The sequence below is a fragment of the Klebsiella sp. R390 genome (assembly GCF_051131745.1).
Lineage (GTDB): Bacteria > Pseudomonadota > Gammaproteobacteria > Enterobacterales > Enterobacteriaceae > Klebsiella.
Genome location: NZ_CP180445.1, coordinates 3,010,276 through 3,033,101, shown reverse-complemented (window position 1 = coordinate 3,033,101; position 22,826 = coordinate 3,010,276). Strand labels below are relative to the sequence as shown.

General features: G+C 59.7%; 24 protein-coding genes. 16 read left to right on the top strand and 8 right to left on the bottom strand.

Translation table 11 applies throughout. The features are described from left to right. The first annotated feature begins 2 nt into the window (after positions 1-2). Genes ACMYSP_RS14045 through acpT form a run of 9 tightly spaced genes read left to right on the top strand, consistent with a single transcriptional unit; the run spans position 3 to position 8,070 of the window. Positions 3-425, top strand: a complete 423-nt coding sequence (locus ACMYSP_RS14045; protein WP_434582660.1) for an acyl-CoA thioesterase — start codon at positions 3-5, stop codon at positions 423-425. Then, the gene (locus ACMYSP_RS14040; protein WP_434582659.1) at positions 422-1,027 is read left to right on the top strand and encodes a LolA family protein; all 606 of its coding nucleotides are present in this window, start codon (positions 422-424) and stop codon (positions 1,025-1,027) included. Before ACMYSP_RS14045 ends, ACMYSP_RS14040 begins: the two co-directional genes overlap by 4 nt. Continuing rightward, positions 996-3,320 carry an MMPL family transporter gene (locus tag ACMYSP_RS14035; RefSeq protein WP_434582658.1) on the top strand — a complete coding sequence of 775 codons (2,325 nt, stop codon included), beginning with the start codon at positions 996-998 and terminating at the stop codon, positions 3,318-3,320. Before ACMYSP_RS14040 ends, ACMYSP_RS14035 begins: the two co-directional genes overlap by 32 nt. Continuing rightward, positions 3,317-3,901: a DUF3261 domain-containing protein gene (locus ACMYSP_RS14030; protein WP_434582656.1), complete on the top strand. Its 585-nt coding sequence runs from the start codon at positions 3,317-3,319 to the stop codon at positions 3,899-3,901. Before ACMYSP_RS14035 ends, ACMYSP_RS14030 begins: the two co-directional genes overlap by 4 nt. 1 nt (position 3,902) lies before the next feature. Beyond that, the gene (locus tag ACMYSP_RS14025; RefSeq protein WP_434582655.1) at positions 3,903-5,072 is read left to right on the top strand and encodes a beta-ketoacyl-[acyl-carrier-protein] synthase family protein; all 1,170 of its coding nucleotides are present in this window, start codon (positions 3,903-3,905) and stop codon (positions 5,070-5,072) included. Next, a complete protein-coding gene (locus tag ACMYSP_RS14020; protein ID WP_434582653.1) occupies positions 5,069-5,545 on the top strand; it encodes an ApeP family dehydratase in 477 nt (158 codons plus the stop codon). The genes ACMYSP_RS14025 and ACMYSP_RS14020 overlap by 4 nt, the downstream gene beginning before the upstream one ends. After that, positions 5,542-6,273, top strand: coding sequence for a 3-ketoacyl-ACP reductase FabG2 (locus ACMYSP_RS14015; protein WP_434582652.1), 732 nt, complete (start codon positions 5,542-5,544; stop codon positions 6,271-6,273). The genes ACMYSP_RS14020 and ACMYSP_RS14015 overlap by 4 nt, the downstream gene beginning before the upstream one ends. Next, positions 6,270-7,499, top strand: a complete 1,230-nt coding sequence (locus ACMYSP_RS14010) for a beta-ketoacyl-ACP synthase (RefSeq protein WP_123757253.1) — start codon at positions 6,270-6,272, stop codon at positions 7,497-7,499. Before ACMYSP_RS14015 ends, ACMYSP_RS14010 begins: the two co-directional genes overlap by 4 nt. Position 7,500: 1 nt before the next feature. Then, positions 7,501-8,070, top strand: coding sequence for a 4'-phosphopantetheinyl transferase AcpT (gene acpT / locus ACMYSP_RS14005; protein WP_434582651.1), 570 nt, complete (start codon positions 7,501-7,503; stop codon positions 8,068-8,070). On the opposite strand, the gene arnF is transcribed toward acpT, so the two are convergent. From arnF to ACMYSP_RS13965, 8 genes are all read right to left on the bottom strand, one after another. Next, complete coding sequence (gene arnF / locus ACMYSP_RS14000) at positions 8,060-8,455, bottom strand: 4-amino-4-deoxy-L-arabinose-phosphoundecaprenol flippase subunit ArnF (RefSeq protein ID WP_434582650.1); 396 nt, start codon at positions 8,453-8,455, stop codon at positions 8,060-8,062. The genes acpT and arnF overlap by 11 nt on opposite strands. Continuing rightward, a complete protein-coding gene (gene arnE, locus ACMYSP_RS13995; RefSeq protein ID WP_434582649.1) occupies positions 8,455-8,793 on the bottom strand; it encodes a 4-amino-4-deoxy-L-arabinose-phosphoundecaprenol flippase subunit ArnE in 339 nt (112 codons plus the stop codon). The genes arnF and arnE overlap by 1 nt, the downstream gene beginning before the upstream one ends. Next, positions 8,790-10,445: a lipid IV(A) 4-amino-4-deoxy-L-arabinosyltransferase gene (arnT, locus tag ACMYSP_RS13990; protein WP_434582648.1), complete on the bottom strand. Its 1,656-nt coding sequence runs from the start codon at positions 10,443-10,445 to the stop codon at positions 8,790-8,792. Before arnT ends, arnE begins: the two co-directional genes overlap by 4 nt. After that, a complete protein-coding gene (arnD, locus tag ACMYSP_RS13985; protein ID WP_434582647.1) occupies positions 10,442-11,344 on the bottom strand; it encodes a 4-deoxy-4-formamido-L-arabinose-phosphoundecaprenol deformylase in 903 nt (300 codons plus the stop codon). Before arnD ends, arnT begins: the two co-directional genes overlap by 4 nt. Then, positions 11,341-13,326: a bifunctional UDP-4-amino-4-deoxy-L-arabinose formyltransferase/UDP-glucuronic acid oxidase ArnA gene (arnA, locus tag ACMYSP_RS13980; protein ID WP_434582646.1), complete on the bottom strand. Its 1,986-nt coding sequence runs from the start codon at positions 13,324-13,326 to the stop codon at positions 11,341-11,343. Before arnA ends, arnD begins: the two co-directional genes overlap by 4 nt. Continuing rightward, on the bottom strand, positions 13,323-14,306 hold the full coding sequence (gene arnC, locus ACMYSP_RS13975; RefSeq protein ID WP_434582645.1) for an undecaprenyl-phosphate 4-deoxy-4-formamido-L-arabinose transferase: 984 nt from the start codon (positions 14,304-14,306) through the stop codon (positions 13,323-13,325). Before arnC ends, arnA begins: the two co-directional genes overlap by 4 nt. Before the next feature lies 1 nt (position 14,307). Continuing rightward, complete coding sequence (gene arnB / locus ACMYSP_RS13970) at positions 14,308-15,447, bottom strand: UDP-4-amino-4-deoxy-L-arabinose aminotransferase (RefSeq protein ID WP_434587098.1); 1,140 nt, start codon at positions 15,445-15,447, stop codon at positions 14,308-14,310. Positions 15,448-15,840: 393 nt separating this feature from the next. After that, a complete protein-coding gene (locus ACMYSP_RS13965) occupies positions 15,841-16,347 on the bottom strand; it encodes a phenolic acid decarboxylase (RefSeq protein WP_174510213.1) in 507 nt (168 codons plus the stop codon). 96 nt (positions 16,348-16,443) lie between these two features. Between ACMYSP_RS13965 and ACMYSP_RS13960 the strand changes: the two genes are divergently transcribed. The 7 genes from ACMYSP_RS13960 to nikR all read left to right on the top strand — a co-directional run bounded on the left by ACMYSP_RS13960 (position 16,444) and on the right by nikR (position 22,780). Next, positions 16,444-17,304 (top strand): LysR family transcriptional regulator, encoded by an 861-nt coding sequence (locus ACMYSP_RS13960; RefSeq protein ID WP_434582644.1) that lies wholly within the window; start codon positions 16,444-16,446, stop codon positions 17,302-17,304. 165 nt (positions 17,305-17,469) lie between these two features. Further along, the gene (gene nikA, locus ACMYSP_RS13955; protein ID WP_434582643.1) at positions 17,470-19,044 is read left to right on the top strand and encodes a nickel ABC transporter substrate-binding protein; all 1,575 of its coding nucleotides are present in this window, start codon (positions 17,470-17,472) and stop codon (positions 19,042-19,044) included. Then, positions 19,044-19,988 (top strand): nickel ABC transporter permease subunit NikB, encoded by a 945-nt coding sequence (gene nikB / locus ACMYSP_RS13950; RefSeq protein WP_123757241.1) that lies wholly within the window; start codon positions 19,044-19,046, stop codon positions 19,986-19,988. The genes nikA and nikB overlap by 1 nt, the downstream gene beginning before the upstream one ends. After that, entirely contained in the window at positions 19,985-20,818 is an 834-nt protein-coding gene (gene nikC, locus ACMYSP_RS13945; RefSeq protein ID WP_434582642.1) for a nickel ABC transporter permease subunit NikC, read from the top strand. The genes nikB and nikC overlap by 4 nt, the downstream gene beginning before the upstream one ends. After that, entirely contained in the window at positions 20,818-21,582 is a 765-nt protein-coding gene (gene nikD, locus ACMYSP_RS13940) for a nickel import ATP-binding protein NikD (protein WP_434582641.1), read from the top strand. Before nikC ends, nikD begins: the two co-directional genes overlap by 1 nt. Beyond that, positions 21,579-22,370 (top strand): nickel import ATP-binding protein NikE, encoded by a 792-nt coding sequence (gene nikE, locus ACMYSP_RS13935; RefSeq protein WP_434582640.1) that lies wholly within the window; start codon positions 21,579-21,581, stop codon positions 22,368-22,370. The genes nikD and nikE overlap by 4 nt, the downstream gene beginning before the upstream one ends. Then, positions 22,358-22,780 (top strand): nickel-responsive transcriptional regulator NikR, encoded by a 423-nt coding sequence (gene nikR, locus ACMYSP_RS13930; RefSeq protein WP_434582639.1) that lies wholly within the window; start codon positions 22,358-22,360, stop codon positions 22,778-22,780. The genes nikE and nikR overlap by 13 nt, the downstream gene beginning before the upstream one ends. Positions 22,781-22,826 lie beyond the last annotated feature (46 nt).

The following is a 22,826-nucleotide window of genomic DNA, read 5'->3' as shown; positions in this document are numbered from 1 at the left end:
GGGTGCTTAACGATCCCCGTTTTACTACCGAAGTAGAGCTGACCATCCCGTTTCACGACGTCGATATGATGGGTGTGGTGTGGCACGGCAACTACTTTCGCTACTTCGAGATTGCCCGCGAGGCGCTGCTCAACCAGTTTAACTACGGCTACCGCCAGATGAAGGCGTCCGGCTACGTCTGGCCGGTGGTGGACACCCGCGTGAAGTACCGCGATGTGCTGACCTTTGAACAGCGTATCCGCGTGCGTGCGCGGCTCGAAGAGTACGAAAACCGGCTGCGCATCGGCTATGAGATTTTCGCCGCCGACAGCGGGAAACGCACCACCACAGGCTACACCATTCAGGTGGCGGTCCATGAGCAGAGCCGCGAGATGAGCTTTGTCAGCCCGGATATTCTGTTTGAGCGCATGGGGGTGAAGCCATGAGATGGTGGCCTCTGCTGGCGCTGCTGCTCAGCCCGCTGGTCAGCGCCCTGACGCTGGACGATCTTCAGCAGCGCTTTACCGAACAGCCGGTGATCCGCGCCCACTTCGATCAAACCCGCACCATCAAGGATCTGCCGCAGCCGCTGCGATCCCAGGGCTCGATGTTGATCGCCCGCGACACCGGCCTGCTGTGGGATCAAACCGCGCCGTTCCCGATGCAGCTGCTGCTGGATGATAAACGGATGGTCCAGATGATCAACGGCCAGCCGCCGCAAACCATCACCGCCGAAAACAACCCACAGATGTTCCAGTTCAACCACCTGCTGCGCGCCCTGTTCCAGGCCGACCGCCGCGTGCTGGAGCAGAATTTCCGCGTCGAATTTAGCGATAAAGGCCAGGGACGCTGGACCCTGAGCCTGACGCCGCTCACCACGCCGCTGGATAAAATCTTCGCCACCATCGATCTGGCCGGGCAGACCTATCTCGACCACATCCAGCTCAATGATAAACAGGGCGATCGCACCGACATCACGCTATCGCAACATCAACAGACTCCCGCGCACTTGACCGATGACGAACGCCAACGATTTACCGCACCGTAACCGTCGAAGCATTGCGCTGCTGTGGGGACTGGTCTGCCTGCTGATGCTGGGCGTATTGTTGACGCTGCTGCCGCAGTCACGCATCAACAGCAGCGTGCTGGCTATGCTGCCGAAACAGACCCTCGGCGCCATTCCACCGGCCCTCAACGAGGGCTTTACCCAGCGCCTTGACCGGCAGCTGGTCTGGCTGGTGAGCTCCGGCAAGCAGGCCGATCCTCAGGTGGCGCAAGCGTGGCTCAGCCTGCTGCAACAGTCCCACGCGCTGGCAGAGGTCAAAGGCCCGATGGATGCCGCCAGCCAGCAGGCCTGGGGCAGCTTCTTCTGGCAACACCGCAACGGGATGATCGATCCCGAGACCCGCGCCCGCCTGCAAAACGGCGGCAGCGCGCAGGCGCAGTGGGTTCTCTCCCAGCTCTATTCCGCCTTCTCCGGCGTCAGCGGCAAAGAGCTGCACAGCGATCCGCTGATGCTGATGCGCGGCTCGCAGCTGGCGATGGCGAAAAGCGGCCAGCGCCTGCAGCTAAAAGAGGGCTGGCTGGTCACCCAGGACCCCCAGGGAAATCACTGGTACCTGATCCACGGCGAACTGGCCGGATCCTCTTTCGATATGCAGCAGACGCACCACCTGGTGACCACTCTCTCCGGGCTGGAACAGACCTTCAAAGCACGCTACCCGCAAGCGCAGCTGCTGTCGCGCGGGACGGTCTTTTACAGCGACTACGCCAGCCAGCAGGCGAAGCAGGATATTTCCACGCTCGGCATCGCCACGATACTCGGCGTGATGCTGTTAATTATCGTGACCTTCCGCTCGCTGCGGCCACTGGTGCTGTGTCTGATTTCCGTAGGCATTGGCGGGCTGGCGGGTACCGTCGCCACGTTGCTGCTGTTCGGCGAGCTACATTTGATGACGCTGGTGATGAGCATGAGCATTATCGGCATCTCCGCCGACTATACGCTCTACTATCTGACGGAACGGATGGTCCACGGCCACGAGAGCACGCCGTGGCAAAGCCTGACCAAAGTACGCAGCGCGCTGCTGCTGGCCCTGCTGACCGCGGTGGTGGCCTATCTTATTATGATGCTCGCCCCGTTCCCCGGTATTCGCCAGATGTCGGTGTTTGCCGCCGTCGGCCTGAGCGCCTCCTGCCTGACGGTCATTTTCTGGCACCCGCTGCTGTCCCGCGGGTTGCCGGTTCGCCCGGTTCCGGCAATGGTGCCGATGCTGCGCTGGCTGGCGGCATGGCGGCGCAGTAAAAAACTGTACCTCGGCCTGCCGCTGGCGCTGGCGATGGTATCGCTGGCCGGGATCGCCACGCTGCGTATCGATGACGATATCTCTCAGCTGCAGGCGCTGCCGCCGCAGATCCTGGCCCAGGAAAAGGCCATCGTGGCCTTAACCGGCCAGAGCGTCGACCAGAAATGGTTCGTTGTCTACGGGGCGACCCCACAGCAAACCCTGGAACGGCTGGAGACCTTTGTCCCGGTACTAGAACAGGCCAAAAAACAGGGAACGATCGCCGGGTATCGCCCGCTGCCGCTTAATTCGCTGGCCCGCCAGCACCAGGACCTGGCGCTGTTAAAATCAGCAGTACCGACGGTCAGCCAGGCGCTGCAGCAGGCCGGCGTGCAGACGGTTAATGTCGATCTTAACGCCATGCCGGTCACGGTTGAGGAGTGGCTTGCCAGCCCGGCCAGTGAAGGCTGGCGCCTGCTGTGGCTGACCCTGAAAGGCGGGGAAAGCGGCGTTCTGATCCCGGTTGACGGCGTAAAAGATAGCGCGGCATTGCAGGCGCTGAGCGAACAACAGCCCGGCGTGGCGTGGGTTGACCGAAAAAGTACCTTTGACGGCCTGTTCGCCCTTTATCGCCATATTCTGACGGGGCTACTGGCGGTGGCGCTGGCGGTGATCGCCTGCGGCGCGATGCTGCGCCTCGGCTGGCGTAGCGGGTTGAAAAGCCTCGTGCCGTCGGTGCTGTCGTTAGGCTGCGGGCTGGCGGCGCTCAGCCTGAGCGGCCATTCTGTGAATCTGTTTTCCCTGCTGGCGCTGGTGCTGGTGTTAGGGATAGGCATCAACTACACCTTGTTTTTCAGTAACCCTCGCGGTACGCCGCTGACGTCGCTGTTGGCGATTATTCTGGCCATGATGACCACCCTGCTGACCCTGGGCATGCTGGTCTTCAGCGCCACTCAGGCCATCAGCAGTTTTGGCATTGTGCTGGTCAGCGGTATTTTCACCGCCTTCCTGCTGTCACCGATGGCGATGCCCGGTAAAAAAGAGAAAAAAAGACGATGATCACGCACAGACTGTGGCGCGCCGCCGCGCTGGTTGCCACCCTAATCCTTGCCGGGTGCAGCCACTCACAAAAACCGCAGGACGGCCGCCCCCAGGCCTGGCTGGAGCCGGGGACCCGCGTCACCTTGCCGCCGCCGGGGATCGCGCCGCCGCTGAGCGCGCAGCAGCTGCTGACCGGGCGTTTTCACGGCCAGACCCAGTCGCTGCTGGTGATGCTCAATGCCGACGACCAAAAAATCACCCTCGCCGGTCTCTCGTCGGTGGGGATCCGTCTGTTTCTCGTCACCTACGATCATCGCGGGCTGCGCGCCGAACAATCCATCGTGGTGCCGCAGTTGCCGCCCGCCAGCCAGGTGCTGGCGGATGTGATGCTCAGCCACTGGCCGATCGCCGTCTGGCAGAAACAGCTGCCGGCCGGCTGGACCCTGACCGACAGCGGCGATCGCCGGGAACTACGCAATGCGCAGGGCAAGCTGGTCACGGCTATCGTCTATCTGAACCGCCAGGGGAAACGCATGCCCATCAGCATCGAGCAGCTGGCCTTCAAATACCACATCACCATTCAATATCTGGGTGACTGAGATGATCTATATTTCTGCAGTCGGCATGATCAATGCGCTCGGCAACGATGCCAATGAGATCGCTGCCAACCTGACGCGTGGCGTGGCTCCCGGGATGCAACCGCGCGCCGGCTGGCTACGGGGAGTCCCCGAGGCCGTGCTCGGCGGCGTTGATGCCACCCTGCCAACGATCCCCGACCGCTTTGCCGCCCATCGCTCGCGCAACAACCAGCTGCTGCTGGCGGCACTGGCGCAGATTCGTCCCCAGGTTGACGAAGCCATCACGCGTTTCGGCCACGACAGAGTGGCGGTGGTGCTCGGGACCAGTACCTCCGGGCTCGACGAGGGGGATATTCACGTTGATCGCACCCTCAACGGCCACGCCAGCACCGACTGGCAATACCCACAGCAGGAGCTGGGCGATCCTTCGCGCTTCCTGAGCCACTGGCTGGCGTTAGACGGCCCGGCATTTACCCTCTCCACCGCCTGTTCTTCCAGCGCCAGGGCATTGATCAGCGGACGCCGGCTGATTGACGCCGGGCTCGCCGACGTTGCTATCGTCGGCGGCGCCGATACCCTGAGCAGAATGCCGGTGAATGGTTTTCACAGCCTCGAGTCGCTCTCCCCCACGCGGTGTCAGCCCTTCGCCCGCGACCGCAGCGGGATCACCATCGGTGAAGGGGCGGCGTTGATGCTGCTCACCCGCGAGCCGCAGTCCATCGCGCTACTGGGGGTCGGCGAATCAAGCGACGCTTACCATATTTCGGCCCCGCATCCACAGGGCGAGGGGGCGATCCGTGCAATTACCATGGCCCTCGACGATGCCGGTATCCGCGCGGATGACGTGGGCTATATCAACCTGCACGGCACCGCGACTCCGCTAAACGATCGGGTGGAGTCGCAGGTCGTCCAGGCGCTGTTCGGGGATCGCGTACCGTGCAGCTCCACCAAACACCTTACCGGGCACACCCTCGGCGCCGCCGGGATTACCGAAGCGGCAATCGCCATGCTGATTTTGCAGCGCGACCTGCCGTTACCGCCCCAGGACTTCACGCTGTCGCCGCGCGACCCGGCGCTGGCAGACTGTGGTCTGATGACCACCGCGCAGCGCCTTGAACGCCCGGTGATCCTCTCCAACTCATTTGCCTTTGGCGGCAATAACGCCAGCATTCTGCTCGGGAGATGTTCATGAGCCACTATCTGCCCCCCGGCAACTATCTGCCCCATGACGCGCCGATGCTGCTGCTCGAAGAGGTGCTGGACGTCACCGAAGAGACGGCGACCTGCCGCGTCGGGGTTAACACCTCAGGCGTGCTGGCGCCGTTTCTCGATAGCGACGGCAACCTGCCCGGCTGGTTTGCGCTGGAGCTGATGGCACAGACCGTCGGCGTCTGGTCGGGCTGGCATCGCCATCAACACCAGCAGGAGAGCATCGCCCTCGGGATGGTGCTCGGTGCCCGGGAGCTGGTCTGCGCCGCCGGTATTTTCCCCGCCGGACACACGCTGACGATCGCCGTCACGCTGTTAATGCAGGATGACCGTTTTGGCAGTTTCGACTGCGTCATCGCTAGCGGGGATAACCCCCTGGCGACGGGCCGCGTCAACACCTTCCAGCCCACGCCAGACGAGCTAAAGACGTTATTTAATCAGGGAGAGAAACCATGAGCCGTTCCGTATTAGTGACCGGTGCCAGCAAGGGTATCGGCCGCGCTATCGCCTGCCAGCTGGCGGCTGACGGCTTTGTCGTCGGCGTCCATTACCATCGCGATGCCCAGGGGGCGCAGGAGACGCTGGAGACGATCCTCGCCGCCGGCGGCAAGGGCCGACTGTTAAGCTTTGATGTCGCCGAGCGCGAGCAGTGCCGCGAGGTGCTCGAGCAGGATATCGCCGTCCACAGCCCGTGGTATGGCGTGGTGAGCAACGCCGGTATCACCCGCGACGGTGCCTTCCCCGCGCTGAGCGACAACGACTGGGATGCGGTGATCCACACCAATCTCGACAGCTTTTATAACGTCATTCAGCCCTGCATTATGCCGATGATTGGCGCCCGTCAGGGTGGGCGGATCATCACGCTGTCATCGGTATCCGGGGTGATGGGCAACCGCGGTCAGGTAAACTACAGCGCCGCAAAAGCGGGCATTATCGGTGCCACCAAAGCGCTGGCTATTGAGCTGGCAAAACGCAAAATTACCGTCAACTGCATTGCCCCAGGCCTGATTGACACCGGCATGATCGCCATGGAAGAGACCGCCCTCAAAGAGGCGATGTCGATCATCCCCATGAAACGTATGGGCCAGGCCGCAGAAGTGGCCGGACTCGCCAGCTATTTAATGTCGGATATTGCAGGCTATGTTACCCGCCAGGTGATTTCCATCAACGGAGGCATGCTATGACTCGCCGCGTCGTGATTACCGGTATGGGAGGCGTAACCGCCTTTGGTGAAAGCTGGCAGGCGGTGTCTGCCCGGCTACGTGCCTACAAGAACGCCGTACGCGCCATGCCGGAGTGGAAAATCTATGACGGCCTGCATACCTTGCTCGGGGCGCCAATCGACGATTTCAGCCTGCCGGAGCACTATACCCGCAAGCGGATCCGCGCCATGGGCCGCGTGTCGTTGATGTCCACCCGCGCTAGCGAACTGGCGCTGGAGCAGGCCGGGCTGATTGGCGATGCGGTGCTCACCAACGGCGAAACCGGCATTGCCTACGGTTCCTCCACCGGCAGCACCGGCCCGGTCAGCGAGTTCGCCACCATGCTGACGGAAAAGCACACCAATAACATCACCGGCACCACCTACGTGCAGATGATGCCGCACACCACCGCGGTCAACACCGGCCTGTTCTTCGGCCTGCGCGGCAGGGTGATCCCGACCTCCAGCGCCTGCACCTCCGGCAGCCAGGCGATTGGCTACGCCTGGGAAGCAATTCGCCACGGCTATCAGACAGTGATGGTCGCCGGCGGCGCGGAAGAGCTGTGCCCGTCTGAAGCCGCGATCTTCGATACTCTGTTCGCCACCAGCCAACGCAACGACGCCCCGGCCACCACGCCGTCGCCGTTCGATGAACAACGCGACGGGCTGGTGATTGGCGAAGGGGCCGGCACGCTGATTCTCGAAGAGCTCGAGCATGCCAAAGCCCGGGGAGCAACCATTTACGGTGAAATCGTCGGCTTCGCCACCAACTGCGATGCCGCGCATATTACCCAGCCACAGCAGGAGACCATGCAAATTTGCATGGAGCAATCGCTCAGGATGGCCGGTTTAGACGCCCGGGATATCGGCTACGTCTCCGCGCACGGTACGGCAACCGATCGCGGCGATATCGCCGAAAGCCAGGCCAGCGCCGCGGTGTTTGGCAACAACGTGCCGATCTCGTCGCTGAAAAGCTATTTTGGCCATACCCTCGGGGCCTGCGGGGCGCTGGAGGCATGGATGAGTCTGCAAATGATGCGCGAAGGCTGGTTTGCCCCGACGCTCAACCTGCGCCAGCCGGATCCGCAGTGCGGCGAGCTGGATTACATCATGGGAGAAGCCCGTCCGCTGGACTGCGAGTTCCTGCAGAGCAATAACTTCGCCTTTGGCGGGATCAATACCTCCATCATCATTAAGCGCTGGCCCTGATATGTATCAACTGTACCTGCGGAAAATCTCGCAGCTCAGCGCCTGCCCCCTGCCGCCTGAGATCGTGGCTCAGGCGCCACAGGGTGTGCGCCGCGCAAGCTGGCTGGCCGGTCGCGTCCTGCTGGCGCAGGCGGTCACTCCGCTGCCAGAAATCATCTACTCCGCGCAGGGTAAACCGGGCTTCGCCGGCACTGTCACGCGCTGGTTTAACCTCAGCCACAGCGGCGATGAGATTGCGCTATTGATTAGCGACGAAGGAGAAGTGGGCTGCGATATCGAAGTGATTCGCCCGCGCCAGAACTGGCGTCGGCTGGCGAATGCGGTTTTTAGCACCGATGAGCATGCGGAGGTGGCAGCAGAACCGCCGGCGCAGCAGCTCAACGCATTCTGGCGGATCTGGACGCGGAAAGAGGCCATGGTGAAGCAACGCGGCGGTAGCGCCTGGCAAATCGCCAGCGTCGACAGCACTCGCCACGCGACGCTGTCGGTCAGCCAGATTCAGTTGGGCAACCTGAGCCTTGCGGTCTGCACGCCGACGCCGTTTGTGGTGGATGCCGCGCTTATTCGCTGAGAGATCCCGGGCGTTTAAGCGGCCAGAAGATGGTCAGTACCCCGGCGATGATCAATAGCACCCCCGCCAGCGCCCGCCAGTGGAACGGTTCATCCCAGCCGGGCAGCCAGATGGCGGCGGCCCACACGACAATGTAGCTGAGGCTGAGCAGCGCGTAGGCTTTGGCGAGCGGCAGTCGGTGCAGGGCAAAGTACCAGCAGACCATCGACAGTAAATAGCCGCTCAGCCCGAGCAGCAGGCTCCACGTACCGCTACACAGATGGAAAAGATGGCTGAGAAACGCCATCAGGTCGTTCAGCGGCGGCAGTTCGACCATGGCGCCGCGCAGCAGCAGCTGCGCTACGCTGACCAGCCCAACGCTGAATAGTGCCCAGATTAACCCCATCAGACGCTGCTCCCCAGGATCACAATGCCGACGACAATTAATCCCACGCCTACCCAGTGGCGCCGGGCCACCGGCTCACGCCAGAGTCCCCAGGCCGCTAACGTCACCCAGACAAAATTGAGGCTCAACATGGGATAGGCCACGCTCACCGGAATAGCTTGCAGGACGCTCAGCCACAGCAGCATACCGCCACCGAGCGCCAGCAGCGCAAGGCCAAGCCAGCCGAGAATATGGCGACCGCGCCGCCGGGATTTCGACGGACGCGTCGCCTGTTTCTGGCACAGTTGCCCGGCGCAGCTTAACAGGCTCGCCAGCGCCAGACAGATCCAGATGCTCATTGCGGCAAATACTGAAGAAACACAACCCGCTCTAACACATATACATTGTCAGGTTTCGGGAGGGGTAAATCAGCCATGTTTTCTCCTTTATCCATCAACAGCACCAGAGACACCGGGCCTTCCTGACGGTGCGTCGCCAGCCAGCCGGCAAACTCACTCTGGCTCACAAAGCTATTTTTGGCATCCGGCCAGTTCAGGCCGTACTTCAGCTCACCCTGCTTATCAAACATGATGATATCGTTACGCTTGAGCTCCCACGCCAGACCGGCAGCAATCCCGACGTTATTACTCAGCACGTAGCGGCTGGGCGCCAGCGATTCACCAATAATATCAACCATGAACTGCGGCTGTTTACTATCAATCACCCGGTCAGGAATCGCAAAGCCTATCAGCAGCGCCAGCCCTAGCGGGCAGCAGGCGGCTAAGGTCCAGCGACGACCGTTATCTTTCATCGCCAGCCAGCCCATCAGCGCCCAGACCGCAAACGCGACCGCCGCCAGCAGGCATTTATACAGCTCAATCTGGCTCCAGACCGGCTTATGCATGACGCCCCACGGCGACACCACCAGCACCGCCACCAGACCCGTCAGGCCGAAAATCAGGTTGATGAGGCCGTTGATCCGTAGCGCTTTGGCCCCGGCTTTCGCCGCATCCAGCGCATAGCGCGCCATCAGTATCGACAGCGGTGCGAAACACGGCAGGATATAGGTTGGCAACTTGCCTTTCGCAATGCTGAAAAACAGGAACGGCATCGCCACCCAACCGAGTAAGTACAGCGCCCCACGCGCATCATCGCGCTCGGTCCAGCCGCGCTTCAGCGCACCGGGCAGCAGCGCCAGCCACGGCAGGCTACCGGCAATCAGGAACGGAAGGTAATACCAGAAAGGTGCCTTATGCTGGGCATCTTTCTCGGCAAAGCGTTGAATATGCTCTACCCAGAAGAAGTAGCGCCAGAAATCCGGCTCGCGGTTAGCGATAGCCAGGCCCCACGGCAGCACCATCAGTATGCACACGCCCACCGCCAGCCAGCCGTAGAGAAGCACTTCACGCCAGCGTTTCTGGGCAATCACCCACGGCAGAACCCCGATAACCGGCACCGCCAGCGCAAGAAAGCCTTTGGTCATTACCCCCATGCCGCAGGCCACCCCCAGCAGCGCATAGCCGGCGATTTTGCCGCCTCGGGTCTGCGCCTGAGTTGCGCCCCAGAAACTGCACATCGCCAGCGCCATCCACAAGGTGATCATTGGATCCAGCACCGCATAGGTGCCAATGCTGTACACCAGCAGCGCGGTCAGGAAGATAACGCCAGACAGAATCGCAACCCGCTTATCCCGCCAGATGCGCCACGCCAGCCACGCCACCAGCAACGCGGTGACGCTAATCGAAAATACCGACCCAAAGCGTACGCCAAAGTTATTGTGACCAAACAACCACTGCCCGATGCTGTTCATCCAGTATCCGGCAATGGGTTTTTCAAAATAGCGCAGCCCGAGAAAATGCGGCACCACCCAGTCGCCGGAGGCCAGCATTTCACGACTGATCTCCGCATAGCGCGTTTCATCAGGCTGCCAGAGCAGCCGGAAATTCAACGGCAGTAAATAATACAGCGCAAATAACACCACTAAAGAGACGCTATAACGAATGCTTTTCATACGTCCTGACTCAATAATTGTTCACGCCCAAGCCAGCCTTCCCGGCCAGCCAATTCACCGCGAACCACTTTACCCAGCGGCAGCTCGCTAAAGTCAGCGGGCAGCAGTTGGCTCAGCGGGCAAAACTGGATTTCCTCTTGCGCAGCCATGGTCAGCAGTTCATCAAACTGCTGTGCAAAGGCAATGCCTTCGACTTCTGCATGAATGGTGTAGACCGGCGTGCCGCTATCCTGGTGAATCCTGTCCAGCAGATAGCGATTGAAGCCACCGGCATCGACGCGGCTGCCGACCACTTCATCCCAGGTAGGCAGCGTCACCGGGATCTGCACGGTACCCGGCGCCTTGTCGCCTAACAGCGGCAGGAAGGGACGCGTGCCCCGGCAGTCGCTGTTGTAGAGGAAATTGAAAGACTCTTTGGCTTTAATCACCCGCTGATCTGCGCGCCAGCCCGCCACGGCGGAACAGGTGACCGAACGACCGATGATCCGTTCCAGCTCCAGCAGGCCACGTTCGACCTCCAGCGCCAGTCGCTCCTGTGGCCAGACGCCGCTCCATGCCTGCCAGCTGTAATGATCCCAGGCGTGCAGACCCACTTCATGGGTCTGCGCCGTCGCCCGGATAACCTCTTCATTACCCGCGCCAATCCGCCGCCCGGGCCAGGCAGTACCGGCCAGCAAGATATCCCAGCCGTATAGCGAAGCCGCGTTTGAACGCAGCATCTTCCACAGAAACTTCGGTTTTATCAGGCGCCATAAATGGCGCCCCATATTGTCCGGCCCCACGCTGAAAAAGAAGCTTGCCTGAACTCCATGCTGGCCCAGCAGGCTCAGCAGGCGCGGCACCCCGTCCCGGGTACCGCGAAAGGTATCGACATCTATGCGTAAGCCGACCTGTTTCATGATGTCTTGTCGTCCACCAGCTCAACCGTGCGCAGGAAGAAGTCGAGCGTATGTTCTACGGTTTCTTCCATCGGAACCGTCGGCGCCCAGTTCAGGCAGCGCTTCGCGTTGCGAATGCTTGGCTTACGATGCTCCACATCCTGATAGCCTTTACCATAGTAATCGCTGCTCTCAACGTCGCGGAAACCGGCGAACGGCGGGAAGTTGCCGCGCAGCGGATGGCGTTCGAAACAGTCCAGCAGCATCTCCGCCAGCTCTTTGATACTGGCTTCGTTGTCCGGGTTACCAATGTTGATAATCTGCCCGTCGCAGTGGCCGTCTTTGTTCTCGATAATGCGGAACAGCGCTTCGATACCATCGCTAATGTCGGTGAAGCAACGCTTCTGCTTACCGCCTTCGATAAGCTTAATCGGCGAGCCTTCAACCAGGTTGAGGATCAGCTGAGTAATCGCACGGGAGCTGCCGATACGCGCAGCATTCAGGTTATCGAGACGCGGCCCCATCCAGTTGAACGGACGGAACAGCGTAAAGCGCAGACCGGACTTGTCGCCGTAGGCCCAGATAACGCGGTCAAGCAGCTGCTTCGAGACCGAGTAAATCCAGCGCTGTTTATTGATCGGGCCAACCACCAGATTGGAGGTGTCTTCGTCGAAGTTTTTGTCGGTGCACATGCCGTACACTTCGGAAGTCGACGGGAAGATGATGCGTTTATCGTATTTCACGCAATCGCGAATAATCTTCAGGTTCTCTTCGAAGTCCAGTTCGAACACGCGCAGCGGGTTACGGGTGTATTCAATCGGCGTCGCGATAGCCACCAGCGGCAGTACCACGTCGCATTTCTTAATGTGATATTCGATCCACTCGGAGTGAATGCTGATATCGCCTTCAACGAAGTGGAAACGCGGGTTGCCGAGGAAACGGCTGATGGCATCAGACCCGATATCCAGGCCGTAGATTTCATAGTTGTCGTCGGCGAGCAGGCGTTCGGTCAGGTGGTTACCGATAAACCCGTTCACGCCGAGGATCAGCACGCGGGTACGGCGTTTAATCGCCACCACCGGTTTGCTACTCAGCACCGCACCGGCTACCAGGCCCAGCGCCTGCGCCAGCTGCGTACCCTGCATGTAAACGCCGCGCTCGGTTTGACCGGTAACGATCTCCAGCGCACCATCCTGACAGGCTACCACCAGCGGAGAGGTGGAAATCACCGTCCCCGGCTTCGCCGCCGCCAGATCGTGGCGCACGCGGGATTTCCAGACGATAAATTTGTTTGCCCCGGCGTAGCCGAAGGCACCCGGCCACGGGTCGGAGACGGCACGCACCAGGTTATGCAGCGTCAGCGCGGGTTTATCCCAATCGAGACGGCCATCTTCCGGCGTGCGGCGACCAACATAGGTGGCCTCGCTCTCGTCCTGCGCGCGGTCCTGAGTTTTACCATCACGAATCGCCGGTAGCGCCTGCCCCAGCAGGTCTGACGCGGCGGTGCACAGTTTGCGGTGCAGGGTCAGCGCAGCGTCATCGGCGCCAATCGCCACCGTCTGCTGCGCCACGATATCGCCGGCATCCGCACGGCTGACCATGCGGTGCAAGGTCACGCCAGTTTCCGTTTCCCCGTTCACCAGCACCCAGTTCAACGGTGCGCGGCCGCGGTATTTCGGCAGCAGAGAACCGTGCAGATTAAAGCCGCCTTTTGGCGCCAGGCTGAGGATTTCGTCGCCCAGAAGATTGCGATAATAGAAAGAGAACAGCACGTCCGGCTTCATGTCGCGAATGCGTTCAATCCACAGGGGGTGGTTAACATCTTCAGGTGCCCACACCGGGATACCTTGCTCAGCCGCAATACGCGCCACCGAGCCAAAGAAGTGGTTTTCGCCAGGGTTATCCGGATGGGTAAAAATAGCGGCGATGTCATAGCCAGAATCCAGCAGCGACTGAATACCTGCACACCCCATATCGTGATAAGCGAAGACTACAGCTTTCATGAACGATCTTCCTCTTGAGACGCCGTTTCCGGCTGACGAACAACACGTTGAATAAAATAGCGGGGACGGGCGCGGACATCGTTATAGATGCGGCCGATATACTCCCCGAGCAGGCCCATGCCGACAAACTGTGCGCCAATAAACATAAACAGGACGGCAAACAGCATGAACACCCCTTCCGCTGCCCACTGCGGGCCGAAGACCAGTCGCAGGAGAACCAACAGGAAGGCAAACGCAAAGCCCAGCAGGGCAATCACGCTGCCAAAGACGCTGAGCAGACGCAGCGGCGTGGTGGTTAAACAGGTCACCAGGTCGTACATCAGGTTAATCAGGCGCATAAAGCTGTATTTCGAATCGCCAAATTCACGTTCCGCGTGCATCACCGGGATTTCGACCGCCCGGCGCGCAAAGGTATTGGCCAGAATCGGGATAAAGGTACTGCGCTCATGGCAGTTGAGCATCGCGTCGATAATGTGGCGGCGATAGGCGCGTAGCATGCAGCCATAGTCGCCCATCGCTTTACCAGTAGTGCGCTGAATCAGGCGGTTAATCATCTTCGACGCGCTTTTGCGGAAGAAGGTGTCCTGGCGGTTCTGCCGAACGGTACCGACGACGTCGTAGCCTTCATCAGCCTTCGCCACCAGCCGCGGGATCTCTTCCGGCGGGTTTTGCAGATCGGCATCAAGGGTAATAATCAGGTCGCCGGTCACATGGCTGAAACCAGCCATAATCGCCGAGTGCTGGCCGTAGTTGCGGTTAAGCAACACCGCCACCACGTGGCTGCCTTCAGCTTCGGCGGCGTCGGTCAACATGCGGGCAGACTCATCGCTGCTGCCATCGTCTACCAGTAAAATTTCATACTGGCGGCCCAGCGTCGCGCAGGCGGTATCCGTACGGCGAATCAGTTCGGGCAGGCTTTCCTGTTCGTTATAAACCGGAATGACGACCGAGACTTTTTTCACGGGAGGGTAAGTAAACATATCAACATCCTGACAGCTGGTGCAGCGCGGAAATGACGCGGGTGACATCGTCATCGGTCATATCCGGGAACAAAGGGAGTGAACAGATGCGCGCGCTGTTCCATTCCGTATTCGGTAAGGACAGCGTCGGGAAACGCTCGCGGTAGTATTTTTGGGTATGCGCGGCGCGAAAGTGCAGCCCGGTACCGATGCCCATGGCCTTCAGTTTTTCCATTAACGCATCGCGGCCGATCCCGCAGGTGGCTTCATCCACGCGGATAATAAACAGATGCCAGGCGTGCTGGTGTTGCCACTCAGGTACCGTCAACGGCTTAAATGGCGTATCGGCCAGCTCGCGCAGGTAGCGTTGGGCAATCTCGGTACGACGCTGGTTGGCATGGGCCAGTTTATCCAGCTGCACCAACGCCAGCGCGGCATTGATATCGGCCAGGTTGTATTTAAAACCGGGGGAAATGACCTCAGCCTGCGGCGCCCGACCATGAGTCTGGCGGTCATAGGCATCGACGCCAAGACCGTGGAATTTCAGGCTACGAATACGCGCGGCCAGTTGCTCATCATCGGTGACGATCAGCCCGCCTTCGGCGCAGGTCATGTTCTTAATGGCATGGAAGGAGAAGATCGCGCAGCCGCTCGCGCCCACATGGCGACCTTTGTAGTAGGTCCCCGCCGCGTGCGCAGCATCTTCAATCACCGGAATGCCGTGACGTTCTGCCACGGCGCGAATCGCGTCGATATCCGCAGGAGCGCCCGCATAATGCACGGGAATAATCGCTTTGGTGAGCGGGGTAATCGCCGCTTCAACCGCGTCTGCGGAAATCATCAGATTGTCGCGATCGACGTCAATCATCACCGGGGTCGCCCCCAGCAAACAAATCATGTTCAGCGTGGAAACCCAGGTCTGTGACGGGGTGATCACTTCATCACCCGGGCCAATACCCAACGCCATCAGCGTGACGTGCATACCGCCGGTCGCTGAACTGACCGCTACCGCATGCTGGTTACCGGTCAACGCACAGAAAGCCTCTTCCAGAGCCTGATTTTTCGGCCCGGTAGTGATCCAGCCCGATTGCAAAACTTCACGCAGCGCAGCCAGCTCTGCGTCACCCATTGACGGGCGCGAAAACGGCAAAAATTCGCTCATCATTTTCCTGTTAGGTATATGACCCATTGCTGATTGCGGGTCTGATAGAAAAAATATCCTGCGCCAGCGGACTTAAACAAAATGAAAATGGACGCACTGCAATGTCACATTTCATTCCAGGGTATTTGACGCTATTAAATTTAGACGGGGTTGCTTAGGATAATATTAAGAAATTAATATTATTTAACGGGGTGTGATTAACATCATGTTTATAAAGTATATTTATAAATTAAGCAGATGCAAAGGAACGAAAAAATGCCCCCATTCACATCTAAAACAGGGGCATGCTGGTATAAAGTAAACAAACATTAAACGACAAAACAATCGTTGCCATTTACTCTGCAAGCGATAAAGAATAAATCCGACTCAGATCACAAATTTATTTCCAGAAGATTACAAGTTTGCAGGAAAATCAGCAGGTAATTCACTCGCCGGGCAATTAATCACGCTGTCATTATCTGCACCGCAGTCGCGTACAAAGGTAATGGTGGCGAACTCATCAATCACTTCGGTCGGGTAGGCCGGGCCGGCGGCGCGATATGATTCCATCAGTGGAATGTGATCGTTCTGGAAGCAGACGGTTTTTTCCGGGTTGTTGATCACCCAACGTGGGAAAAAGATGGTGCCGTGGAACAGTTTATCACCGAGGTTAACAATCAGACTGACGTCGGTACCGGTCGGCTCGGTCCACGAAATTTTATAAATGCTCGCCCCCACCCGCACGATGTACGCCTGCTGGTCTTTTACCCAACGATTCGCGACGATACCGCTGTGAATACGGTAATCCAGAGTGTGGCCGTTTTTGACATAAATCTCGTAGTTCCAGCCATTATCGTAGGTATAAACCAGATGTTTGCCGATAAAGCCGCTCAGGTCGTGTTTATCAAATGTGTTCATAATGTCTTCTCCTTTGCTGTTGAGACTCAGCATACGGCTTTAAAAAATGAATGAATAACGCTATGTTTGGATAAAATACATTCATTTTTTAGATGAGTTATGCACAAAACAACGCTGGAACAATGGGCCTTGCTGGAGAGAGTGACCGCGCTGGGCAGCTTCGCCAAAGCGGCGGAAGAGACGCACCGTAGCCAGTCGTCGGTCAGCTATAACCTCGCCCTGCTGCAGGAAAGGCTCGGCGTCGCGCTGCTGCAACCCGCAGGCCGCCGCGCGGTTCTGACGCCTGCCGGAGAGCTGCTGCTAAGCCAGGTAAAACCGCTGCTGCAGGCGTTTTCTTATGTGGAAACCCGCGCCGCCACGCTGCATAACGGCGCGCGCACCCGGCTGGATCTGGTGGTGGACAGCATTTTTCCCCGCGAACGACTGTTTGCCATTCTGCGTCAGTTCCAGCAACAGCATCCTCAGACCCAGGTCCGGCTGACCGAAGTGCTGGAGAACAGAAAAGAGGAGAGCGAGACCCTCAGCGAAGCCGATGTGATGGTCTTAACTCGCCGTCAGGATATTACCGGACGCGGCGAGTGGCTGATGAACATTGATTTTGTCGCGGTCGCCCATCAGCATCATCCGCTTGCCGCACTGGACGGCCCGCTGGATGACAGCGCGCTGGCCCCCTGGCCCCTCGTCCGCATCGCCGATCGCAGCGACGACCCGCAGGCCAACCGGGATGCCTGGACCTTCTCCACCATCGATGCGGCCATAGACGCGGTGCTGTACCAGGTTGGTTTCGGCTGGCTCCCGGAAGAACGCATCCGCGACCGGCTGCAACAGGGGACGTTGAAGATTCTGCCTCTCGCCCATGGCACCCGCCGCGCCACGCCGCTGCACCTGATCGTCAAACGCGATCTGGCCCCCATTGATAAGCCGCTCGCAACATTACTGGCGCTGTTCAGAACGCCGTGATCGCCCGTACGTGACTCGCTGCGCGGGCGCAGCCAACGCCTGTGCCGCTTGAAACAGCACGGTTATATAGGATTTTCTTATACTTTCCAGCCCTACATTGATCCAGATTACTCCTTAAGTATGATGAATTATTAAAATCATCATACTTTCCTGTCCGTTGAGATAATGACCTTGTCTATTTTCCGCTCCACGCTGCTGGCGGTGCTCGCCTGTGTTCCTCTGCTGGCCCCCGCAGCCTCACATACCATCACAACCGCCTGGCCGGTGAATGTTGGTCCTCTGAATCCCCATCTGTACACGCCGAACCAGATGTTTGCCCAAAGCATGGTGTATGAACCGCTGGTGAAATATCAGACTGATGGCTCGGTCAAACCGTGGCTGGCAACCCACTGGAGCCACTCCGCGGACGGAAAAGTCTGGACCTTTACCCTGCGTGACGATGTGCAGTTTTCTAACGGTGAGCCGTTTAACGCCCAGGCGGCGGTCGCCAACTTTCAGGCGGTGCTGGCAAATCGCCAACGCCACGCCTGGCTGGAGCTGACCAACCAGATCACCGACGTTCGCGCCCTGAGCGATACCCAACTGCAAATTACCCTCAAAGGCGCCTACTACCCTTTCCTGCAGGAGCTGGCCCTGCCGCGGCCGTTCCGGTTTATCGCCCCGTCGCAGTTTGTCGAGGGAGGCACGCTGCACGGCATCAAAGCGCCGATCGGCACCGGGCCGTGGGTGTTAAAAACGTCGAAGCTTAATCAGTACGATGTGCTGGTGCGCAATGAGCACTACTGGGGAGAGAAGCCGACGATCGACCAGATCACGGTGAAAGTTATTCCGGACCCGATGACCCGCGCCGTCGCCTTTGAGACCGGGGATATCGATCTGCTGTATGGCAACGAGGGCCTGCTACCGCTGGATACCTTCGCCCGGTTCAGCCACAACCCGGCTTACCGCACCCAGCTTTCGCAACCGATTGAGACGGTGATGCTGGCGCTGAACTCCGCCAAAGCCCCGACCAACGAACTGGCGGTGCGCGAGGCGCTGAACCACGCGGTCAACAAAAAATCGCTGATCGACAATGTATTATACGGCACCCAGCAGGTTGCCGACACGCTGTTTGCCCCGAGCGTTCCCTACGCCAACATTGGCCTGACGCCTCGTCAGTACGATCCGCAGCAGGCCAACCAACTGCTGGAAAAAGCCGGCTGGATCCATCCGGCGGGCAAAGAGATTCGCGAGAAGAATGGCCAGCCGCTGCGCATTGAACTGTCGTTTATCGGTACCGATGCCCTGAGCAAATCGATGGCGGAAATTATTCAGGCGGATATGCATCAGGTCGGCGTCGATGTGACGCTGGTCGGTGAAGAAGAGAGCAGTATTTATGCCCGCCAGCGCGATGGCCGTTTTGGCATGATCTTCAACCGTACCTGGGGCGCACCGTACGACCCGCATGCGTTTATGAGTTCCATGCGCGTGCCCTCCCACGCCGATTACCAGGCGCAGCAAGGGCTGTCAGACAAGCCGCTGATTGATAAGGAGATTGGTCAGGTACTGGAGACCAGCGACGAGACCCGGCGCCAGGCGCTGTATCGCGATATTTTAACCCGTCTGCATAATGACGCGGTTTATCTGCCGATTAGCTACATCTCGATGATGGTGGTGGCGAAACCTGAGCTGGGGGTCATCCCCTACGCCCCGGTCGCCGCAGAAATCCCGTTCGAACAGATCCAGCCGGTGAAACCCTGATGCGACGTTATCTGCTACGACGCATTTTGCTGCTGATCCCGATGATTTTTGCCGCCTCGGTGATTATCTTTTTGATGCTTCGCCTCGGCACCGGCGATCCGGCGCTCGACTACCTGCGGCTCTCGAACCTGCCGCCGACGCCGGAGATGGTGGCGTCCACCCGGATCATGCTCGGCCTCGATCAGCCGCTGCTGGTCCAGTACGGCAGCTGGTTGTGGAAGGCGCTGCACCTGGATTTTGGCCTCTCATTTGCCACCCAGCGCCCGGTACTGGATGACGTACTGCACTTTCTGCCGGCGACGCTGCAGCTGGCTGGTGCGGCGCTGGTACTGATCCTGCTGACCTCCGTGCCGTTGGGGATCTGGGCCGCCCGCCATCGCGAGCAACTGCCGGATTTCATCGTGCGCTTGATTGCGTTTCTTGGCGTATCGATGCCGAACTTCTGGCTCGCCTTCCTGCTGGTGCTGTTTTTTTCAGTCTATTTGCAGTGGCTACCCGCGCTGGGCTACGGCGGCTGGCAGCATATCGTTCTGCCCGCCGTCTCGATTGCGTTTATGTCGCTGGCTATTAATGCCCGCCTGCTGCGTGCCAGCATGCTGGACGTTGCCGGGCAGCGCCATGTCACCTGGGCGCGCCTGCGCGGCCTGAACGACAAGCAGACCGAGCGTCGCCACATTCTGCGCAATGCCTCTCTGCCGATGATCACCGCCGTGGGGATGCATATTGGCGAGCTGATCGGCGGCACGATGATTATCGAAAATATCTTCGCGTGGCCGGGCATCGGACGCTATGCCGTCTCCGCCATTTTTAACCGTGATTACCCGGTGATTCAGTGCTTTACGCTGATCATGGTGGTGGTGTTCGCCCTCTGTAATCTGGCGGTTGATCTGCTTAACGCCGCGCTGGACCCCCGTATTCGTCGCCACGAAGGAGCGCATTCATGAACCTCTTCTGCTCCGCTCGCGGGTCGGTGCGTGTGGCGATGGTCATTATCGGTCTACTGATGCTGATCGCCCTCACCAACCCGTGGTGGCTGCCGTACGATCCGCAGGCCATTAATTTGCCCGCCCGCCTGCTGTCGCCGGACGCACAGCACTGGCTGGGCACCGACCACCTGGGGCGCGATATTTTCTCCCGCTTGTTGGCGGCGACGCGAGTTTCGCTGGGGGCAGTGATGGCCTGTTTACTGCTGGTGTTGGCGATGGGAATTATCGTCGGCGGCTGCGCCGGATTGCTTGGTGGACGTGTCGACCAGTTCACAATGCGGGTGGCCGATATGTTTATGACCTTCCCCACCTCGATCCTGTCATTCTTTATGGTCGGCGTGCTGGGTACCGGATTGACCAACGTTATTATCGCCATCGCCCTGTCACACTGGGCATGGTATGCCCGAATGGTCCGCAGTCTGGTGGTGTCGCTACGCCAGCGCGAGTTTATTCTCGCCGCCCGACTCAGCGGAGCCAGCCGCTGGCGGCTGTTTGTCGATCATCTGGCCGGGGCGGTGATGCCATCGTTGCTGGTCCTCGCGACGCTCGATATCGGGCACATGATGCTGCACGTCGCCGGGATGTCGTTCCTGGGCCTTGGCGTCAGCGCGCCGACGGCAGAATGGGGCGTGATGATAAACGATGCGCGCCAGTATATCTGGACCCAGCCTCTGCAGATGCTGTGGCCTGGCCTGGCGCTGTTTATCAGCGTGATGGCCTTTAATCTGGTGGGCGATGCGCTACGCGATCGTCTCGATCCACACCTGATCGCGGAGCACAACCACTGATGCCTCAGAAGATCCAGTTAGAGCAGTTAACCCTGTGCGCCGGGCAGCCACTGGTCACGGACCTGTCGTTAACCTTACGCCGTGGGCAGGTGCTGGCGCTGCTGGGCAGCAGCGGCTGCGGCAAGTCGCTGACCTGCGCGGCGGCCCTCGGCGTGCTGCCGCCTGGCGTGCGGCAAACCGCCGGCCGTCTGCTGCTGGACGGTATTCCGGTACATGGCGAGCAGCTGCGCGGCGGCACCGTCGCCACCATCATGCAGAATCCACGTAGCGCCTTTAATCCGCTGTACACCATGGCCACCCACGCGCGGGAGACCTGCCGCGCCAGCGGCCAGCCTACGGACGAGGCGACGCTTATTAACGCCATGAAAGCCGTGGGGCTGGACAATCCCTCACAGTTGCTCAAGCGCTACCCCTTCGAGATGAGCGGCGGCATGCTGCAGCGCATGATGATCGCCCTCGCCCTGCTGAGCAAAGCACCGTTTATTTTTGCCGATGAACCCACCACCGATCTCGATGCCGTCGCTCAGGGCCGTATCCTTGACCTGCTGGAAGAGATTGTCGCCACCCGCGGCCAGGGTTTGCTGCTGGTGACGCACGATATGGGGGTGGTTGCGCGGCTGGCACATGAAGTGGCGGTGATGGACGGCGGGCGCATTGTCGAGCGTTGTGACGTCGACACCCTGTTCAGCGCGCCGCAGCATCCCGTCAGCCAGCGGTTACTGGCAGCGCATCTGGCGCTGTATGGCATGGAGTCCCCAGTATGAATCTTCTGAACGTCACTAACGTCAGCCACGATTATCCACATCACTCAGGCGTGCTGCGCGAGGTCAGTTTCAGTATCCAGGCCGGCGAGACCATGGCGCTGCTTGGCCGCAGCGGCTGCGGTAAAAGCACCCTGGCACGCATGCTGGCCGGTCTGGAAACCCCTGTTCGCGGCGACATCCGCTGGCAGCAGACCCCGCTGAACGCCTTAAAAGGCGAGGCACTGCGGGCGTTTCGCCGCGATATTCAACTGGTGTTTCAGGATGCGCACAGCGCCGTGAACCCACGAAAAACGGTGAACGAGATTATCAGCGAGCCGCTCCGCCATCTGTTTCGCTACTCGCGCGACGAACGCCAGGCCCAGGTAGAGACGATGATGCAGGCGGTGGACCTTTCCCCGACATTGCGCGATAAGCGCCCGGTGCAGCTCAGCGGCGGGCAGCTTCAGCGCGTGTGCCTGGCGCGGGCGCTGGTGGTGCAACCGCAGCTGTTAATTCTCGATGAAGCGGTGTCGAACCTTGACCTCGTGCTGCAGGCAGAGATCGTTGCGCTACTCAAGCGTCTGCAGGTACAGTTTTCTACCGCCTGCCTGTTTATCACCCATGACCTGCGGCTGGTCGAGCGTTTTTGCCAGCAGGTTATGGTGATGGAGAACGGGCAGATTATCGAGACGACGCCGGTCCACGCACCGTTGCGTCTTCAGTCAACGGCGGGCCGGGCGCTGCAGCGCGCGGTGCTTCCCGCTTTTCCGGCCTCCCTTGCTAAAGAGAAACGACCATGCAGCGCGTAACCCTGACTCTTGATGACGATCTTCTGGCGACCCTCGACGCGTTAAGCGCCCAACGTGGCTATCACAACCGCTCAGAGGCGGTACGCGATATCCTGCGTAACACCTTGATGCATGAACATACCCAGCAGGGTGGGCAGCACGGCTACGCGGTGCTCTCCTACGTGTACGAACATGAAAAACGTGAGCTGGCAAGCCGGCTGATCGCCACCCAGCACCACCATCACGACCTGTCCGTCGCCACGCTGCATGTGCATATCAGTCATGACGACTGCCTGGAGATCGCGGTGCTGAAAGGTGAAATGGGCGAGGTGCAGCATTTCGCCGATGAGGTGATTGCCCAGCGCGGAGTCCGCCACGGCCATCTGCACTGTTTAACGGCACAGGAAGGGGACGATCACCACCATGCGTGACGCTCGCCCGATGCCATAGCCTCCGCTTAAACCCGCTTATCTGCCG

Coding starts and splice junctions, on each gene's coding strand:
- ACMYSP_RS14010 (WP_123757253.1), top strand. CDS start 6,270: ATGACTCGCCGCGTCGTGATTACCGGTATGGGAGGCGTAACCGCCTTT.
- arnD (WP_434582647.1), bottom strand. CDS start 11,344: ATGAAACAGGTCGGCTTACGCATAGATGTCGATACCTTTCGCGGTACC.
- arnT (WP_434582648.1), bottom strand. CDS start 10,445: ATGAAAAGCATTCGTTATAGCGTCTCTTTAGTGGTGTTATTTGCGCTG.
- ACMYSP_RS14015 (WP_434582652.1), top strand. CDS start 5,542: ATGAGCCGTTCCGTATTAGTGACCGGTGCCAGCAAGGGTATCGGCCGC.
- nikC (WP_434582642.1), top strand. CDS start 19,985: ATGAACCTCTTCTGCTCCGCTCGCGGGTCGGTGCGTGTGGCGATGGTC.
- arnB (WP_434587098.1), bottom strand. CDS start 15,447: ATGAGCGAATTTTTGCCGTTTTCGCGCCCGTCAATGGGTGACGCAGAG.
- ACMYSP_RS14020 (WP_434582653.1), top strand. CDS start 5,069: ATGAGCCACTATCTGCCCCCCGGCAACTATCTGCCCCATGACGCGCCG.
- ACMYSP_RS14035 (WP_434582658.1), top strand. CDS start 996: ATGACGAACGCCAACGATTTACCGCACCGTAACCGTCGAAGCATTGCG.
- arnE (WP_434582649.1), bottom strand. CDS start 8,793: ATGAGCATCTGGATCTGTCTGGCGCTGGCGAGCCTGTTAAGCTGCGCC.
- ACMYSP_RS13960 (WP_434582644.1), top strand. CDS start 16,444: ATGCACAAAACAACGCTGGAACAATGGGCCTTGCTGGAGAGAGTGACC.
- ACMYSP_RS14040 (WP_434582659.1), top strand. CDS start 422: ATGAGATGGTGGCCTCTGCTGGCGCTGCTGCTCAGCCCGCTGGTCAGC.
- nikA (WP_434582643.1), top strand. CDS start 17,470: ATGACCTTGTCTATTTTCCGCTCCACGCTGCTGGCGGTGCTCGCCTGT.
- acpT (WP_434582651.1), top strand. CDS start 7,501: ATGTATCAACTGTACCTGCGGAAAATCTCGCAGCTCAGCGCCTGCCCC.
- arnC (WP_434582645.1), bottom strand. CDS start 14,306: ATGTTTACTTACCCTCCCGTGAAAAAAGTCTCGGTCGTCATTCCGGTT.
- ACMYSP_RS14025 (WP_434582655.1), top strand. CDS start 3,903: ATGATCTATATTTCTGCAGTCGGCATGATCAATGCGCTCGGCAACGAT.
- ACMYSP_RS14030 (WP_434582656.1), top strand. CDS start 3,317: ATGATCACGCACAGACTGTGGCGCGCCGCCGCGCTGGTTGCCACCCTA.
- nikE (WP_434582640.1), top strand. CDS start 21,579: ATGAATCTTCTGAACGTCACTAACGTCAGCCACGATTATCCACATCAC.
- arnF (WP_434582650.1), bottom strand. CDS start 8,455: ATGGGGTTAATCTGGGCACTATTCAGCGTTGGGCTGGTCAGCGTAGCG.
- nikB (WP_123757241.1), top strand. CDS start 19,044: ATGCGACGTTATCTGCTACGACGCATTTTGCTGCTGATCCCGATGATT.
- nikR (WP_434582639.1), top strand. CDS start 22,358: ATGCAGCGCGTAACCCTGACTCTTGATGACGATCTTCTGGCGACCCTC.
- arnA (WP_434582646.1), bottom strand. CDS start 13,326: ATGAAAGCTGTAGTCTTCGCTTATCACGATATGGGGTGTGCAGGTATT.
- nikD (WP_434582641.1), top strand. CDS start 20,818: ATGCCTCAGAAGATCCAGTTAGAGCAGTTAACCCTGTGCGCCGGGCAG.